Raw genomic sequence first — 16,483 nt, forward strand, 5'->3', positions numbered from 1 at the left:
CTCCCCGCCCTTAGGCCCTCTCCCCGTTGATCATGGAGTTAACTGTGGTCTCGCCGGTGTGTCGTGACCGGAAACTCCATGATCAACGGGGCTCCAGCATTTTCCGGAGGAGGTCACGGAGCTGCTCGCGCTCCGGCTCGGTGAGCGACCGCAACGGTTCGGCGGCGAACCCGAGCGAGCCGCGCAGATCGTCGACGACGTGGCGGCCGGCGTCGGTCAGGGCCACGTTCTTCACCCGCCGATCGCCAGGGTCGGGCTCGCGGACGACGAGGCCCCGGCGTTCGAGCCGATCGGCGATGCCGGTGACGTTCGACGGGTCGCAGTGGAACTCGTCGGCCAGCCGTCGCATCGGCTGCGGCTCGGCCGCCACCAGCATGAGCAGCTTGGCCTGCATCGCCGTGAGCTGGTGCGTCCCGGCCGCATCCTCGTAACCCGCGTTGAACCGGGCCGCGATCTCGGCCATGAGCTGCACCACTTCTCGCGTCACCGTCATGACCGCCAGTATAGTTGAGGCAGTTCAACTATTTATGGAGGTCAAGGATGGCTCGCCAGATCACCCTCGCGTCCCGCCCGGCCGGCTGGCCGACGGCGGAGAACTTCGCGCTGGTCGAGGTGGAGACGCCGGCGCCCGCCGAGGGACAGCTGGTGGTACGCAACCTGTTCATGTCGGTGGACCCCTACATGCGGGGACGGATGAACGACGTGAAGTCGTACGTCCCGCCGTTCCAGCTCGGGCAGCCGCTCGACGGGGGCGCGATCGGCGAGGTCGTCGAGTCGCGCGCCGACGGATTCGCTCCCGGCGATCTTGTCCTGCACGGGTTGGGCTGGCGCGACATCGCCGTCCTCGACGCCCGCCACGCCCGCAAGGTCGCTCCGATCGAGGGGCTGTCGCCTTCGGCGTACCTGGGCGTGCTGGGGATGACCTCCCTGACGGCGTACGCCGGACTCCTGGACGTCGCCGAGTTCAAGCCGGGCGACGTCGTCTTCGTCTCCGGTGCCGCCGGCGCGGTCGGCAGCATCGCCGGGCAGATCGCCAAGCTCAAGGGCGCGTCCCGGGTCATCGGCAGCGCGGGCTCGGCCGAGAAGGTGGCACACCTGCTGGACCTCGGCTTCGACGCCGCCTTCAACTACAAGGACGGCCCCGTGGGGCAGCAGCTGAAGCAGGCCGCGCCGGACGGCATCGACGTGTACTTCGACAACGTGGGCGCGGACCACCTGGAGGCCGCGATCAGCTCCCTCAACCAGCACGGCCGGGTCGCCCTGTGCGGGGCCATCTCGGCGTACAACGACACCACGCCGCCCGCCGCGCCCCGGAACCTGGCGCTGGCCATCGGCAAGCGGCTGACCCTGCGCGGATTCATCGTCAACGATCATGGTGCCCGGATGCCGGAGATGGTCGCCGAGATCGGCGGCTGGCTGCGCGAGGGCAAGATCTCGTTCCAGGAGACCGTCGTCGACGGGCTCGACAACGCCCCCGAGGCGTTCCTCGGACTGCTCCGTGGCGAGAACACGGGCAAAATGGTCGTCCGCCTCTGACCTTCCCTTCCCGCGCCGTACCCGCCGCGCTCGCCGCCCCCCATTGCTGCCGCGCTCGCCGCCCCCGATTGCTGCCGCGCTTGCCGCCGCCGATTGCTGCGTTGATCATGGAGTTTCCGGTCGCGACACACCGTCGAGACCACAGTTAACTCCATGATCAACGGGGAGAGGGCGGGGCGAGCGGGAGCGGGGGCGGGGCGAGCGGGAGCGAGCGGGGCGGGGCGGGGCGGGGGCGAGCGGGAGCGAGCGGGGGCGGGGGCGAGCGGGAGCGAGCGGGGAGGGGCGGGGAGGGGCGAGCGGGGGTTAGTCGGCGGGGGCGACGGTTTCTACGGTGGGCTTGGCGCGCCGGTCCAGGAACTTCGTCGTCAGCCAGGCCGCGGCGACGGCGAGGACCGCGGGCGGCAGCACGTCGAGGCTGGACGCGCCCACGAGCAGGCCCGCGAACAGCAGCGGCGAGAAGATCAGTCGTGTCTGCGCCGCCATGCCCGCGGCTGCCCCGCCGGCCAGGGCGAGCGTCGGGGACAGGTCGAACCAGACCACGCCCAGGGAGGCGATGGCGACGCCGAGGAAGATCGCGGGGAAGATCGGGCCGCCGCGGAAGCCGCAGCCGAGGCAGATCGCGTACGCGAGGAATTTGGCGATCAGCAGGACGAGCACGATTTTCGTCGAGTCCGCGGTGGCCACGACGCCGACGGAGGTCTGGCCGGAGAAGAGCACGTCTTGGGAGTTCGCGCCGAGTGCCCGGGCCAGGAGGGCCAGCAGTCCGACGGCGAGGCCGCCGGCCAGGAGCAGGGCGGGCATCGGCAGCTTCACCTCCGAGACCCGCGTGCCCAGCCGGTGCACCCGGGCCAGGGCGAGTGAGCTGAGGACGCCGACGACCATGACGATCAGCAGGTCGCCGAGGTGCACCCCGGAGTACGCGGGCAGGTCGGGCACTTCGAGGCCGGGCGCGTCGAGTCCGCCCCAGGTGCCGAAGCCGACGAAGATCAGGTAGCCGATCGCGGCGGCGACCAGGCCGGGCAGCAGGACCGGCAGCAGCCGGGCGCCCAGGCCGATGCCGCCCTCGAGGAGCAGCATCCCGGCGACCAGTGGGCCGCCGAACAGCGCGGAGATCGCGGAGAACTGGCCGGCATTGGAGATCACCGAGGCGCCCTGCGTGTCGAACTTCGCGTAGCGGTTCGCCACCATGCCGACCACCGAGCCGAGCGCGATGACCGGGGCCTCCGGGCCCAGCACGGCCCCGTACGACAGGGAACCGAGGGCGGCGAGGAAGACACCCGGAGCGTGCGAGATCGGAGTGGCGGCGGTGCTCAGTCCTTCGAGCGGGGAGTGGCCGCCGTCGCCGGGCAGGAACCGGCGCGCCAGGACGACGATGATCGCACCGAGGACGGGGAGCGAGAGGACGGCGTACCAGGGGGGTTCGCCGGGGCCCCAGAGCCAGTGTTCGAGCCCGTGCACCGACGCGATGAACAGGGCGGCGAGCAGCGCGGCCGGGATGCCGATGGCCGCACCGAGCAGGATGAGCCGCAGGTACGTCCGGCCAGTGGGTGGTTCCGCCATACCTGCCCTCATCTCGCCAAATCAGCCACATTCACCCCGAATTAGCCTCATATTAGAGCCATGACGACGGCAAGTGTTCCCAAGATGCCCGGTTCTGCGGGCATGTCCAAGACTTCCGGTGGAATGCCCTGGTGGCTGTTCCTGATCACCGGCACTGCGTGGATCATCGTCAGCTGGTTCGTCCTGGGCTTCGACAGCCGGAGTGTCGCCTCGATCGCCGCGCTCGCCGGCGCGGTGGTCCTGGTCGCGGCCATCGCAGAGCTGTTCCAGATGTTCACCGCCCCCGGCTGGAAATGGCTGCACGGCGTACTGGCCGCGCTGTTCCTCGTCACCGGAATCCTGTGCTGGGCGAATCCCGGCAAGACGGTGTTCTGGCTGGCCGCGTTCGTCGGCTGGTACCTGCTCTTCAAGGGGGTCGCTGACATCATCCTGGCGTTCCTCACCAAGGCGGAGAACGACGCGTGGTGGCTCGGCCTGATCGTCGGCATCATCGAGATGCTGCTCGGCTTCTGGGCCGCCGGCCGGTTCACCCGGTCGCTCTACACGCTGATCGTGCTGGTGGCGGCGATCTGCCTGGCTCGCGGCATCACCGACATCATCATGGCGTTCCGCGTACGCAAGCTCCAGCACGCCGAGTGAGCGCCGGATGCGGACTCTGCGGTGGACCGGGGCCGTCGTCCTCCTGGTGATCTCCAGCTTGCTGGTGGTCGCCTCGGTGACGGCCCGGTTCGCCCGCTCTGAACTACTGAACACCGATCGCTATGTGGAGACGGTCGCTCCGCTGGCGAGCGATCCGGACGTCCAGCGGGCGATCACCACCCGGGTCACCGACGCGGTGATGAACTCGGCCGATCTGCCGGCCCTGATTCAACAGCTCGCGCAGGCGACCGGGATCAAGGGCGCCGATCAGGCGGCGACGCTGGCCGCACCGGCCATCACGAACTGGATCAAGGGGCAGGTTCAGCGGATCGTCGGCGAGCTCGTCACCTCGCCGCAGTTCGCGACGCTGTGGACGGAAATCAATCGCTCGGCGCATACGCAGATCGACAAGCTGCTCACCGGCGAGGACGGCACGGTCGTCTCCACTCAGGACGCCGACATCGTGATCAACCTCGGTCCGGTGGTGACCGCCGCCAAGGACAACCTCGTCAACCGGGGCTGGGGCTTCCTCAGCAAGGTCCCGGACGTGTCGATCCCCTACACCGTGGCCACGATCGACAACCTGCCCGAGATCCAGCGGTACGTGAAACTGCTCGACAAGGCCGGGACCTGGCTGCCGATCCTGGCGCTGGTCGTGCTCGGGCTGGGCGTGTGGTGCGCGCCCAACCATCGGCGCGGCCTGCTCGTCGGCCTGCTCATCAGCGCCGTCCTGCTGCTGCTCACGCTGGGCGCGTACGCGGTCTTCCGCAATCGGTACGCCGAGAAGCTGGCCGCGAAGGGCTTCAACACCGACGTGGCGCTCACGGTCTGGGATCAGCTCCTGCGGTACCTCGTCATCGCGCTGGCGACGACGACGGTAGCGGCGGCCCTGGCCGCGATCTGGGTGTACCTGGCGGGACCGGGTCGCGGCGCCACCCTGTTCCGCCGCGGCGTGAACACGGCGATCGATCCGGTCGGCCGGGCGATCGGCCCACGGCCCGGCGTACGCACTTTCATCCGCCGATGGCAGCCCTGGATCGCCGTCGTGCTCGCCGCCGGGGCGATGTGGTGGCTGCTCGCCAACCCGACCGTCGCGACCGCCTTCTTGATCGTCGCCGTCGTCGCACTGCTCACCGCCGTGATCACTCTGCTGCGCCGGTTGCCCGCCTGACGGCGGTGATCGACGACCGCCTCTGCCTGCGTACTAGTCGAGCGTCGCGGAGCTGGTGCCCCACAGCCCGGCCGGGGTCGATCTCCGGGCCACAGTGGATTGGTCTACACGCTGGAAAAACCACCCCAGAGTTCACTTGAGAGCGACGCCCGAACGATGTCTTTGTGGAGCGCGATAGTGCTAGGTTGTAGCCGGCCGGTCACGCTCTGGGGAGGCGGCGCATGGACCGAGAGATCCGGGTCGATCCCGCTGCGCTGCGGGATTTCACTAAGGACCTCACGTCTATCTTGAACGATGTCTTGCAGCCGGGTCTGGAACGACAGAAGTATCTGTTCACGGACCCGGTGACGTTCGGCGAGAGCAATCCGAGCGGCGAGCTCTTCCAACGGCGGACAGAGACGTCGCAGGCGATCCGTGAGGCGCACGGGAACCTGTCGAGGCAGATCGCCTCGTTGCAGTTCCTGATCGAGGCCGTCGGCAAGATCGCGGACGGCTATCAATCGTCGGACGCCCTTTCCGAGGGCGCGCTGCAGAAGGTGTTGCAGCGGACGGCCGGGATCGTGCCGGGGGTCAACACCCCGGCCGCGCCGTCGGCCGGGCCCGCGCCGTCCGGTGTCGAGACGCCGCCGCCGGCCGATGTGACGCCGGTGGACGACGCAGCCGCGCCGTCAGCCGGCGCGCCGCCCAGCGAACCGGCCGTCGTCGAGCCCACTGTGGAACCCACCGTGCAAACCACTGTGGAGCCGACGGTCGAACCCGCCGCGGTGGAGCCGGTCGACAGCCTGGAGCCGGCAAAGGTGGTGGAGGGCTGATGACGGCACCATGGCAGGTCAACTGGCAGGCATACGACGTGCCGCGGATCGCCGACGCGGTCCAGCGCGACCCGCACGAGCGCGACGTCATCCCGGCCGCGAACGCGGTCGGCGACCTCGTGGCGCACGCCGCCGAGCTTCTGCTGACCGCGGTCGGGAAGCTGGAGAAGTCGTGGTCGGCCAAGTCCGAGGCGGCCGCCGAGACGTACGCGTACGCCCGCGCGCTGGCCGCGTCGCTCAAGGGGGACGCCGACGCGTACCACCAGATCGCGGCGGACGTCGGCAAGGTCGTCGATCAGCTCGACCGGGCGCGTACCGAGATCGATCCGCTGGTCGAGGAGTGGCTGCGGCTCGGCGAGTCGGCCACCGCGACGACGGCTTCGCTGAGCGCCGCCGCCCAGGACCTCAATCGGCGTGCCCGCGGCACGATGTCCCATATGGACCAGGCGGTCGGGCCGCTGCGGATCAAGGGGCCCAAGGCGTACGCGCCGAAGATCCTGCCCGTGTCGATCGCGCCGGACGAGCCGCGCAAGGACCGGCCGCATCGGCAACCGCGTACCGATCCGGACGGGCCGGGCCGCAAGGACAACCCCCACGACTTCCCGCGCGGCGGCGGGGGCGCCGGCGGTGTCATCGGCGGCGCGCTGTTCACCGCGGCCGCCGTCGTCGCGCCGCCGGTCGGCTACGCGCCGCCGCCAGGTCTACCCGGGGTCGCCACGACCACCTCCTCCGGCCTGGGCGCCGGCTCCTCGGGTGGCAATCGGTCCGCGGCCGAGGTGCTGAGCGAGCGAGCCAGCGAGCACGTGTACGACCGCGCCTACTCCGACTACGACGGGCCCGGCCCGACGCTGACCGGTGGCGGCGGCCCGCCGACCACCGCGATGACGCCTGGCGCGCCCGTGTCGATGATGCCGCTGGGCATGAACAGCGGCATGGCGCCCGGCGGCGGGGCGTTCGTCCTGCCCGGTCCAGGCGTCGGCGGCGGCGGCGTGCTGCGCAAAGCCACCATGAGCTGGAGCGCCACCCCGGCCCCGCAGACCGGCACGGTCATCGACGGCAGCCGCGGCGGCCAGCTCGCCGACTGGGCGGCCGGCCTGCCGAAATCCACGGCGCCACCGCCGGGCGCGCCCACCTGGCAAGTCGCGCGGGGTGGGCCCGGCGTGATCACGCCCGGCGCGTCACTCGGGCCGGGCGCGCGTCAGGGCGATGACGCTCAGGCCCTCAAGAAGTGGTACGCGGAACTCGCCGAGCCTTGGCGGTCGACTGCGTCCGAGCGCCTCTGACCCGCTGCTTCACCGGCTCGGCGCTCGCGTTGCCGCTCTCCGGCTCGGCGCTCGCGTTGCCGCTTCTCCGGCTCGGCGCTCGCGTTGCCGCTTCTCCGGCTCGGCGCTCGCGTTGCCGCTTCTCCGGCTCGGCGCTCGCGTTGGTTGATCTTGAATAGGAAGCGTTGCCCTGGCAGCGTTTTCTGTTCAAGATCAACCAACGCCGCACGGTCAGCCCCGCAGGCGCCGCATCACCGCGCGCGCGAACTGCTTCGGGTGGCGGATCTTCGCGGCGTACCGGACGTATTTGAACAGGCGATGGTTGCGGATCGCCTCGTAGCGCTGGACGCTGGCCCGCATTTCGCGGATGCGCTTCTCGCGTACCTTGAGCTGCTTGTCGCGGAACCCGAGCGTGCGCTCCAGCCCGAACACGTGTCCGCGCAGCTCGGCCAGTTCGTGGCGCGCCGCCGCGGCGTCCTCCAGCGCCGACCGGAGGTCCATAGTCGACTGATCGATGACGGGGTCGGTCGCGGTCGACACCGCTGCGGCGATCTCCCGGCCGCGTTCCACGGTGGACGGTTCGGCCTCGTCGCCCGACATTCGCAGCAGCGTCGCCACCAGCTCGTCGCCCGTCATCCACGGCGGCCACGGGTGCCGGCGGTGGCCGCTGACGAGCCGGTCGCGCCAGCGGTGCCAAGCGGCGGCGAGCAGCTCTCCCGGCGACACCGGTTCGACGACGGCCCAGCCGTAGAAGCCCGGCGTGAACCCGGTCCCGTCGTAGCCGAGGTCGTCGAAGCAGAACACGCCCGACCCCGACTGCGTACGCGCCCAGGCGCCCACCTCGGCGGCGAACGCGCGTACCCCGGGGACGTCTCCGGCGGCGGCGAGCCGGAACAGCACGTCCTCCGCCGTCGGGGCGTCCGGCAGCGTACGCGTTCCGACCCGGACGCGGAGTCCACCAGGCACGTCGGCGGCAGCCCCGGCGGAGTCCACGATCCACCCGGAGTCCGCCCGGTCGACCGCGACGGTGACACCCTTCGCCGCGCCCTCGGCGTACGCGGCCCGGGTGGGCTTGCCCCGCATCAGCAGCCAGCTCTCGGGAACCGCGTCGAGCTGCCCGGCGAGCGCGGCGGCTTCGGCCAGCTCCCCGATCGGGGCCAGGAGCGGCAGCGACGCGGCGGCCGCGGCGATTCCGCGTACGCCCAAGCGGCAGAGCAGGCTGCCGGGCCGGGCCCCGGCGGCGGCCGTGGTCTCGATGAGGGTGTGCGCGATGCCGGCTTCGCTGAAGTTCGCGTACGCGGTGGTGCCGGAGACTCCGGCGCGTTCGACGGCCTCGGCGAACGCCGCGACGGAGGCCGGGCGCTCGGGGTCGTCCCGCAGCGGCCACCATTCGTTGTCCCCGTGCCGTTCGTCGAGCCCGCGCCGGTCGAGCAGGCTGGTCAGGGAGAAGCCGTTCTCCAGCCCGAGGACGAGCGCCGCGTCGACGGTCGCGTGCTTCAGCAGCTGAGCCAGGCGTTCCGGCCAGCTCAGATCCGGGCTGTCGGCGCCGAGGACGCGGTCGAGCCCGTCGACCGCGACGATCACGTCGTACGGTTCGAGGGTGGCCCCGGCCAGCCCGTCGAGCGCCCCGGCGACGACCTCGAAGCGGCCGTCCAGGAAGGACATCTCGCCGGCCGGCGAGGTCGCTAGGTCGGTGGCGTCGCTGACCGAGCGGAGCAGCACGGTGACCTGGTCGCTGCGATCGGCGACGAGGTCCAGGACGTCTTGGCCGTGCGGGCCGACGACGAGCGTACGCCGGGCTCGGGGCAGCAGGTCGGACAGCAGACGGCAGACCACCGGTCCCCCGGCCGGTGGCCGGCCCGGCTGATTCTGGTCGCTCCAGGGCTGCATCTCGCCCCGGACGACTCGCACGGTGCTCTCGATCTCAGTCACGTTCCCTCCAGTCGAAGAGCATCCGCATCTCCTCGGGCGGCAGCAGCCACGCCCGGCCCAGTTCCTCGTCGGTGATCTCGCGGGCGGCCATCGGATCGATCTGTTTGCCGATCATCTCCGGCCACAGCCGCTCGATCCGCGCTATGCCGCCGAACAGCGGGTTCTCCCCCGCCAGGTCCATCGGGTCGCCGTAGACGGCCGGTTCGCAGCCCACCGAGACGCCGTAGAAGATCGCCGTGGCGAGCCGGTTCGAGGCCACCCGCTTGTGCCGCCGGAACGCTTCCAGCTGCTTGTAGAGGAAGCGCCGGTCGGTGCCCTCGTAGTTCCAGCCGCGCTGGCCGAAGCAGATGACGTCGAAGCCCGCCTTCTCGTAGTGCTGGCGGATCTCCCGGCGCTCGTATTCGGTGTAGTAGAGGCTGATCGTGACCGGGCCGCGCTCGGTCTCCTTGATCTCGTCGATCAGCCGCCGGTGGTTGCCGGAGATCTTGCCGCCTTCCCAGCCGTGGAACAGGAACCAGAGGGTGCCTTCGCGCTTGTCCTCCGGGACCGTGCCCAGCTCCGGCTCCAGCTCCAGCAGGTAGAGCCAGGGCGCGCCGACCACGTGGTAGTTGCGGCGGCCGAGGTAGTGCCCGCGCCGGCGGGGCCAGTCGCTCCAGACGTAGCGCCAGGCACCGTCGAAGAACTCATGGACGGGATTCCAGCCACAGCCGATGTTCCAGCCGTGTTGCAGGTATCCCCGCAGGCGCGGCGGGAACTCGTCGTCGAGGCCGGCGTACCGGGCGAGGATGTGCGACTGCCCGTAATAGTGGTTGTGGTGATGCATGGTTATCGCACCTCGACCGTGACGCGGTCGGCGTGCGGGCGAAGGGTCAGCTGACGCTCCCCGACGGCGAGGGTGATCGACGCGTCGGCGGCGAGGAAGGCGTCGGGCTGCACGGCGTACGGGCGGCCGGTGGCCGGCAGGGCGACCAGCTGCCAGATCGTCGCCGAGGCATGCTGCGGCTGCGGCGACGCGGCGACGAGACGCTCCACATCGGTCAGAGCCGTCCAGCGCACGCCGACGTCCGCGAAGTCCGCCTCCGCGACGGCGTCCGCCTCGGCGAGACCACCGGGAACCGCGCCCACGGAACAGGTCAGGTCGTCGTCGCCGGTGCCGTCGCCCACCCGCCGCCAGACCAGCGGGAAGTCCAGCGCCGCCCAGGACTGACCGGAGACGGTCACCAGGCCGACGTCCTCGGCGAGCCCGATCTCGTCGGCGATCGGCCGGACCGGCCCGTCGGTGACGATCACGCAGTTGTCGGCGGCCCGGCTGATCTGCACGAGGCGACCGTCGAAGACCTGGCTGACCGCGTGGGTGAGACCGAGGGCGAGCACCGGGTTGCCGGGCGTCGCGGTCTCCAGCCGCCACACCGTACGCCCGGTGACCGGGTCGTCCGGATCGTCTTCCTGCAGCAGCTCGGACACCGGTACGCGGGCGGTGAAGCGGTCCTCGGTGTCGCCGGGCACGACCTCGCAGTCGGTCAGCTCGGTCCGCGCCCAGGTCCGGATCAGCTGGAGGACGTCGGACTCGGGTGGCAGCGTGCCTTCGAGGACGATGCGGCCGTCCTGAAGGGTGGCCGAGGTGAGCCGGGCCGGGTCGGCGATGTGCCGCAGCAGCAGCCGGTTGTCCGCGGCGGGCAGGGGTTGCAGCCACGAGCCGCCGTTGATCCAGGCGCCCGGTGGCATGCTCGGGTTGCCAGGTCCGACGTTGCGCAGCACAGTCGTGCGCTTGACGTGCCCTTGGCTGATGGTGGCTCGCAGCGTCGCCGGTTCGGTGCGCGCTGGGATGCCCGCGAGCATCGAGTGCGGTACGCGTACCGAGTACCCGACGAGGTTCCGGTCGCCGTGGCTGTCGTACGCCGGGAATCGCTCGACCGGCAACGGCACTTCGACGCCGTTGGCCTCCAGCACCATGCGCAGTTTGGAGGTGGCGTCGATCTGCAGGTGGCGGATCTCGGCGGTGCCGCGGACGACGAGGTCGGTCACGCCACCCGCGTCGGTCTCCCAGTCGAGGTCGGTGACCGTCGTGCTGGCCGCATAGGGCGCGCGCCCAGGAATGCGGAACAGTGACTTGGCCTGGCCGCCGCGGTTCGGCGGCACGAGTTCGTGCCGACGCCAGGGCATTTGGGAGCGCTCGGCCCGGACCGCGTTGAGTGTGCCGTCCCGGCGGATCTCCGCCACCGCACGCAGCATCTCGATGTCGCCGGTACGCAACGCCTGGTGCTGCACGCGGCCCAGGTACGACGAGCGGGCCGCCGGTCCCTTGTCGATGCGCTCGGCGAACCGCTGGGCGACCCGAGCCAGGCGTACGCAGTCCTCGTCGGACAGTTCCCCGAAGGCGTCCACGAGCGTGACCATGTCCACCTGAGCCAGGTGCATGTGCACCGTGTCCCGCAGGTACGCGGGCAGCTCCTCGACGAGGTCGAGCACGAGGTCGGCCGAGCGGATCCGGTCGCAGAGGTTGGCGAACTCGGCCCGCCGCTGGGTGATCGAGTCGTTGGTCGTGCGCTCGCGCCAGTAATAGTTCGGCTGGGCCACGATGTCGACGGTGACCGCATCCAGGTACGCCTTGAGCGTCACCGGGTAGTCCTCGTAGCGGATGGCCGGGAACTCGTAGCCGAACTCGTCCCAGAAGCTGCGCCGGAAGACCTTGTTCCACACCATGCGGTCGATGGCCGCCTGGTAGTACTCCACGACGTGGGTGGCCGGCCGGTTGGCGGCGAAGATCTTGCCGTGCAGCCACGAACCCCACGAGCCGTAGTCGTCGAAGCGCCGCGCGCCGGCCGCCGCGAACGACGATCCGGTCTCGTCCAGGGAGTGGACCATCACCTCGAAGGCGTGCCGGGGCACGAGGTCGTCGCTGTCCACGAAGGTGAGGTACTCGCCCTCGCTGTAGCGGACCCCGGTGTTGCGGGCCGGGCCGAGGCCCTGGTTCTCCTGGACCACCAGCCGAAAACGGGGATCCGTCCGGCAGTAGTCCTCGGCGATCAGCCCGGTGGCGTCGAGCGAGCCGTCGTCGACCAGGATCACTTCGAAGTCGCCGAAGGTCTGGCGGCGCAGCGAGTCAAGGCATTCGGCGATGTAATCGGCGACGTTGTAGTACGGCACGACGACACTGAGTCGAGGCGTCACGGATCCCCCCTCCGACCCGAGGACTCTGTTAGTAAGAAGCTTACGTACCGTTTTGGCACGCTACCGGCGATTTGCGAATCGGCTAGGTTTACCCCTGTGGACCGCACCATCGACTGGGACGGCGAAGCCGTCGTCACCGTGGACCAGACCGCGCTGCCGCAGGCGTACCGGGTGCTCCGGCTGCGCGACGTGGACTCGCTCATCGACGCCATCTCCCGGCTCGCGATCCGGGGCGCGCCGGCTCTCGGTGGCGCGGGCGCCCTCGGCGTCGCGCTGCTCGCGCGGGATCATGACGCCCAAGTTGTACGCACAGAGGCCGAACGCCTCGCCTCCGCTCGGCCGACCGCGGTGAACCTCCGATGGGGCGTGAATCGGGCGTTGAGCCGGTTGGCCGAGGGACCCGACGCTGTCCTCGCCGAGGCGCTCGCCGTGCTGGAAGCGGACATCAAGGCCAATCACGACGCTTCCGGACGCGCCGCCGAACTGGTGCGAGAGGTGTGCGAGCGGCGGCCGCTGCGGCTGCTGACGCACTGCAACGCCGGTCGGCTCGCCACCGTCGGCTGGGGTTCGGCGCTGGGCGTCGTGCGTCACCTGGCCGCCGCCGGCGAGGTCGGCGAGGTGCTCGCCGACGAGACCCGGCCGTTGCTGCAGGGGGCACGGCTGACCGCGTACGAGCTGGCCGAGATGAACGTGCCGTATCGGATCTGCCCGGACTCCGCCGCCGCGACCGCGATGGCCCAGGGCCTGGTGGACTGCGTCGTCGTCGGGGCCGACCGGATCGCCGCCAACGGCGACGTCGCCAACAAGATCGGCACGTACGCCGTCGCGCTGGCGGCCGCCCGGCACGGCGTTCCGTTCATCGTCGTCGCGCCGGAGTCCACCGTCGACGAAGCGATCGCCGACGGCTCGGCGATCCCGATCGAACAGCGCGATCCGGCGGAGGTGACCCACTACGCCGGAGTGCCGATCGCTCCGCCCGGGGCGGGCGCGTTCAACCCGGCCTTCGACGTGACCCCGGCCGACCTGGTGACGGCGATCGTCACCGAGGATCGGGTGTGGCGTCCCCTTCCGTGACGTCTCCCCTGGCGTCGTGGACGGTCGCCCCATAGGACGCGAGTTTCTGGCTGACGCGGTCGATCTCGGCCGCGTCCAGCACCCGGGGCTCACCGGCGGCCTTGGCGCGCAGCCACACGTCGCAGAGCCATTCGAGATACTGCGCTTTGGCGTACGCCTTGGCCAGGGTGTCGCCGACCGCGATGGTCCCGTGGTTGCCCAGCAGGCAGCCGGTCCGCCCGGTCAGCGCCTCGGTCACCGAGTCGGCCAGGTCGTCGGTGCCGTAGGTGGCGTACCGGGCGACCCGGATCGGTCCGCCGAACAGGGCCACGAGGTAGTGCACCGACGGCAGCTCGTCGACCAGCGTCGCGACCGCCGTTGCGGCCGTCGAATGGGTGTGCACCACGGCGTTGCCACCCGTGGCCCGGTACGCCGCCAGATGCGTCGGCAGTTCCGTGGTCGGCGGCAGCGGGGCGTCGACCGGGGTGCCGTCGAGGCGGTGCACGCCGACCAGTTCCGGCGTCAGCTCCTCGTACGCCAGCCCGCTCGGGGTCACCGCGATCAGCTCGCCGCGCCGGGCCGAGATGTTGCCCGAGGTGCCCACCACGAGCCCGTCGGCCACCATCCGCCGGCAGTACGCGACGACCGCCCGCCGTTCCTCCCCCAACATCATCTCCACCCGCGCACCCTACCCCCGCCCCCACCCTCCCCTCCCCGTTGATCATGGAGTTAACTGCGGTCTCGACGGTGTGTCGGCACCGGAAACTCCATGATCAACGGGCGCAGCGGGTGAGGAGCGAGCGAGCGGACGCGCAGCGGGTGAGCGGGTGAGGAGCGGGCGCGCAGCGGGTGAGCGCAGCGAGCGAGCGGGTGAGCAGCGGGTCAGCGGCGGGCGAGGGCGGCGGTGAGGTAGGGGGCGGTGCGGCTGCCGGGCGCGGCGGCGACCTCGGCCGGCGGACCGGCGGCGACGATGCGGCCGCCGTCGGAGCCGCCGCCGGGGCCGAGGTCGAGAACCCAGTCCGCTCCGGCGATCACGGCGAGGTCGTGCTCGACGACGATCACCGTGTGCCCCTGGTCGACCAGCCCGTGTAGCTGCCGTGTGAGGACTTCGACGTCAGCCGGATGCAGTCCGGTCGTGGGCTCGTCGAGCAGGTACAGCGTCCGGCCCCGACGGCCGCGTTGGAGTTCGGCGGCGAGCTTGATCCGCTGGGCCTCGCCACCGGACAACTCCGTCGCGGGCTGCCCCAGGTGGAGATAGCCCAGCCCCACATCCCGGAGGACGCGAAGACTCCGCGCCGCGGCGGGCACGTCGGCCAGGAACTCGGCCGCGTCGTCCACGGTGAGGTCGAGGACGTCGGCGATGGTCCGGTCGCGGTAGGTGACCTCCAGCGTCTCCGCGTTGTATCGGGCGCCATGGCAGGTCGGGCACGGCTGATAGGTCCCGGGCAGGAAGAGCAGCTCGACGGCGACGAAGCCCTCGCCCTGACAGGTCTCGCACCGGCCCCCGGCGACGTTGAAGGAGAACCGGCCGGCGGTGTAGCCGCGTTCCTTGGCCAGCGGCGTACCGGCGAACACTTTGCGTACGGCGTCGAACAGGCCGGTGTAGGTGGCCAGGTTCGACCGGGGCGTACGCCCGATCGGCCGCTGGTCGACCCGGACGAGCCGGTCGAGCTGCTCGACGCCGGCCGCGGTGACGCCGACGGACGCGTCGACCGACTCTTCCAGCGAGTCGTCGTCCTCGGCTTCAGCTACCTCGTCGGTGTCCGAGCGCAGCGACGCGGCGACGACGTCGGCGAGCACCTGACTGACCAACGTGGATTTGCCGGAGCCGGAAACCCCCGTGACGGCGGTGAATACGCCGAGCGGGAACGCCACGGTCAGGTCGCGCAGGTTGTGCCGGTCGACGCCGGACAGTTCCAGCCAGCGGCTCGGCTTCCGGTGTGGAGCATCCACAACCGACTGACTGCCGAAGAGGAACCGGGCCGTGGCCGACCCTTCGACCGCGGCCAGCCCGTCGACGGGACCGCTGTAGAGGACCTCGCCGCCGTGGGCTCCGGCGCCGGGACCGACGTCGATCAGCCACGCCGCTGTGCGTATCACTTGGAGATCGTGTTCGACGAGCAGGAGTGAGTTGCCCGTGGCCTGGAGCCGCGCGAGCAGTGTGAGCAGGGGTTCGGTGTCGGCCGGGTGCAGCCCGGCGGACGGTTCGTCCAGCACGTAGACCACGCCGAACAGGCCCGAGCGCAGCTGTGTCGCGAGCCGGAGCCGTTGCAGCTCGCCGGCCGAGAGGGTGGGCGTGGCGCGGTCGACGCTGAGGTAGCCGAGGCCGAGTTCGACGAGGAGGTCGATCCGGGCGAGCAGGTCGGGGACGATCGTCGCGGCCGGTCCCTCGGTCGGCGGCCGCTCGCGCAGCACGGTGCCGAGGTCTCGCAGCGGCAGCGCGGCCATGTCGGCTATGGACAGTCCGGCGTACGCGACCGCGAGCGACGAGGGCCGCAACCGGCGTCCCTGACAGACCGGGCATGGCGACGTACGCAGAAAGCGCCGCATCCGCTGCCGGATCGGCAGGCTCTTCGACGTCGCGAAGGTATGCAGCACATAGCGTTCGGCGCTCTGATAGCGCCCCTGGTACGGCCGCTGGATCCGGCCCACCTCACGTTCCGGGTGGACGGTGACGACCGGTTGCTCGTCGGTGAACAGGATCCAGTCGCGGTCCTGTTGCGACAGTTGTGACCACGGACGGTCCACGTCGTACCCGAGGGTGGCGAGGATGTCACGGAAATTCTTGCCCAGCCAGGCTCCCGGCCATGCCGCGATGGCCCGGTCGCGAATGGACAGCGACGGGTCGGGCACGAGCGAGTCCTCGGTGACCCGGTGCAGCAGACCCTGGCCCTGGCATTCGGGGCAGGCCCCGGCCGGGGTGTTCGGCGAGAACGCGTCCGAGTCGACGCGCGGCGCGCCGGGCGGATGGTCGCCCGCCCGCGAATAGAGCATGCGCAACAGGTTCGACAGAGTGGTGACCGTGCCGACCGACGACCGCGACCCCGGCACCGCCCGCTGCTGGCCGAGCGCGACCGCCGGCGGGAGTCCGGTGATCTCGTCCACCTTCGGGGCACCCACCTGGTTGAGCAGGCGGCGGGCGTACGGCGAGACCGACTCCAGGTAGCGACGCTGGGCCTCGGCGTAGACGGTGCCGAACGCCAGCGACGACTTACCCGAGCCGGAGACTCCGGTGACGACGACCAGCTCGTCGCGCGGGAACTCGACGTCGACGCCGCGCAGGTTGTGCTCGCGCGCTCCCCTTACCCGGACGAACCCCACCCGGACATGATCACACTTCGCGCCGC

At 70.9% G+C, this 16,483-nt stretch carries 13 protein-coding genes; 6 read left to right on the forward strand and 7 right to left on the reverse strand.

The window, feature by feature from the left end:
- Window positions 1–82: 82 nt before the first annotated feature.
- Window positions 83–493, reverse strand: coding sequence for a MarR family transcriptional regulator (locus AB0M47_RS14275; RefSeq protein ID WP_363412834.1), 411 nt, complete (start codon window positions 491–493; stop codon window positions 83–85).
- Window positions 494–540: 47 nt separating this feature from the next.
- Here AB0M47_RS14275 and AB0M47_RS14280 point away from each other — a divergent pair, with 47 nt between their 5' ends.
- Window positions 541–1,536 (forward strand): NADP-dependent oxidoreductase, encoded by a 996-nt coding sequence (locus AB0M47_RS14280; protein WP_363412836.1) that lies wholly within the window; start codon window positions 541–543, stop codon window positions 1,534–1,536.
- Between the two features lie 303 nt (window positions 1,537–1,839).
- Here AB0M47_RS14280 and AB0M47_RS14285 read toward each other — a convergent pair whose 3' ends face one another.
- Window positions 1,840–3,096, reverse strand: a complete 1,257-nt coding sequence (locus AB0M47_RS14285; protein WP_363412838.1) for a chloride channel protein — start codon at window positions 3,094–3,096, stop codon at window positions 1,840–1,842.
- A 60-nt stretch (window positions 3,097–3,156) separates the two neighbouring features.
- Here AB0M47_RS14285 and AB0M47_RS14290 point away from each other — a divergent pair, with 60 nt between their 5' ends.
- From AB0M47_RS14290 to AB0M47_RS14305, 4 genes are all read left to right on the forward strand, one after another.
- Window positions 3,157–3,735, forward strand: a complete 579-nt coding sequence (locus AB0M47_RS14290) for a DUF308 domain-containing protein (RefSeq protein WP_363412840.1) — start codon at window positions 3,157–3,159, stop codon at window positions 3,733–3,735.
- A gap of 7 nt (window positions 3,736–3,742) precedes the next feature.
- Window positions 3,743–4,906 carry a hypothetical protein gene (locus tag AB0M47_RS14295; RefSeq protein WP_363412842.1) on the forward strand — a complete coding sequence of 388 codons (1,164 nt, stop codon included), beginning with the start codon at window positions 3,743–3,745 and terminating at the stop codon, window positions 4,904–4,906.
- 287 nt (window positions 4,907–5,193) lie between these two features.
- On the forward strand, window positions 5,194–5,718 hold the full coding sequence (locus AB0M47_RS14300) for a hypothetical protein (RefSeq protein WP_363412844.1): 525 nt from the start codon (window positions 5,194–5,196) through the stop codon (window positions 5,716–5,718).
- Window positions 5,718–7,001, forward strand: a complete 1,284-nt coding sequence (locus tag AB0M47_RS14305; protein ID WP_363412846.1) for a hypothetical protein — start codon at window positions 5,718–5,720, stop codon at window positions 6,999–7,001. The genes AB0M47_RS14300 and AB0M47_RS14305 overlap by 1 nt, the downstream gene beginning before the upstream one ends.
- 210 nt (window positions 7,002–7,211) lie before the next feature.
- Here AB0M47_RS14305 and AB0M47_RS14310 read toward each other — a convergent pair whose 3' ends face one another.
- From AB0M47_RS14310 to AB0M47_RS14320, 3 genes are read right to left on the reverse strand one after another with little or no spacing between them, the layout of a single operon-like run.
- Window positions 7,212–8,912, reverse strand: coding sequence for a hypothetical protein (locus AB0M47_RS14310; protein WP_363412848.1), 1,701 nt, complete (start codon window positions 8,910–8,912; stop codon window positions 7,212–7,214).
- Complete coding sequence (locus AB0M47_RS14315; RefSeq protein ID WP_363412850.1) at window positions 8,905–9,735, reverse strand: hypothetical protein; 831 nt, start codon at window positions 9,733–9,735, stop codon at window positions 8,905–8,907. Before AB0M47_RS14315 ends, AB0M47_RS14310 begins: the two co-directional genes overlap by 8 nt.
- A 2-nt stretch (window positions 9,736–9,737) precedes the next feature.
- Window positions 9,738–12,083, reverse strand: a complete 2,346-nt coding sequence (locus tag AB0M47_RS14320; RefSeq protein ID WP_363412852.1) for a glycosyltransferase family 2 protein — start codon at window positions 12,081–12,083, stop codon at window positions 9,738–9,740.
- 96 nt (window positions 12,084–12,179) lie between these two features.
- Between AB0M47_RS14320 and mtnA the strand changes: the two genes are divergently transcribed.
- Window positions 12,180–13,157 (forward strand): S-methyl-5-thioribose-1-phosphate isomerase, encoded by a 978-nt coding sequence (gene mtnA / locus AB0M47_RS14325; RefSeq protein WP_363412854.1) that lies wholly within the window; start codon window positions 12,180–12,182, stop codon window positions 13,155–13,157.
- On the opposite strand, the gene AB0M47_RS14330 is transcribed toward mtnA, so the two are convergent.
- The gene (locus tag AB0M47_RS14330) at window positions 13,123–13,809 is read right to left on the reverse strand and encodes a class II aldolase/adducin family protein (protein ID WP_363412926.1); all 687 of its coding nucleotides are present in this window, start codon (window positions 13,807–13,809) and stop codon (window positions 13,123–13,125) included. The two genes, mtnA and AB0M47_RS14330, sit on opposite strands and share 35 nt — an antisense overlap.
- 209 nt (window positions 13,810–14,018) lie before the next feature.
- Window positions 14,019–16,457 carry an excinuclease ABC subunit UvrA gene (uvrA, locus tag AB0M47_RS14335; protein WP_363412856.1) on the reverse strand — a complete coding sequence of 813 codons (2,439 nt, stop codon included), beginning with the start codon at window positions 16,455–16,457 and terminating at the stop codon, window positions 14,019–14,021.
- Between the last annotated feature and the right edge of the window lie 26 nt (window positions 16,458–16,483).

The sequence above is a fragment of the Hamadaea sp. NPDC051192 genome (assembly GCF_040682475.1).
GTDB lineage: Bacteria > Actinomycetota > Actinomycetes > Mycobacteriales > Micromonosporaceae > Hamadaea > Hamadaea flava.

Bases quoted from the DNA above. Each gene is read 5' to 3' on its own strand.
- AB0M47_RS14280 (WP_363412836.1), top strand. From the start codon at position 541: ATGGCTCGCCAGATCACCCTCGCGTCCCGCCCGGCCGGCTGGCCGACG.
- AB0M47_RS14330 (WP_363412926.1), bottom strand. From the start codon at position 13,809: ATGATGTTGGGGGAGGAACGGCGGGCGGTCGTCGCGTACTGCCGGCGG.
- AB0M47_RS14315 (WP_363412850.1), bottom strand. From the start codon at position 9,735: ATGCATCACCACAACCACTATTACGGGCAGTCGCACATCCTCGCCCGG.
- AB0M47_RS14290 (WP_363412840.1), top strand. From the start codon at position 3,157: ATGACGACGGCAAGTGTTCCCAAGATGCCCGGTTCTGCGGGCATGTCC.
- AB0M47_RS14295 (WP_363412842.1), top strand. From the start codon at position 3,743: ATGCGGACTCTGCGGTGGACCGGGGCCGTCGTCCTCCTGGTGATCTCC.
- AB0M47_RS14305 (WP_363412846.1), top strand. From the start codon at position 5,718: ATGACGGCACCATGGCAGGTCAACTGGCAGGCATACGACGTGCCGCGG.
- AB0M47_RS14275 (WP_363412834.1), bottom strand. From the start codon at position 493: ATGACGGTGACGCGAGAAGTGGTGCAGCTCATGGCCGAGATCGCGGCC.
- AB0M47_RS14285 (WP_363412838.1), bottom strand. From the start codon at position 3,096: ATGGCGGAACCACCCACTGGCCGGACGTACCTGCGGCTCATCCTGCTC.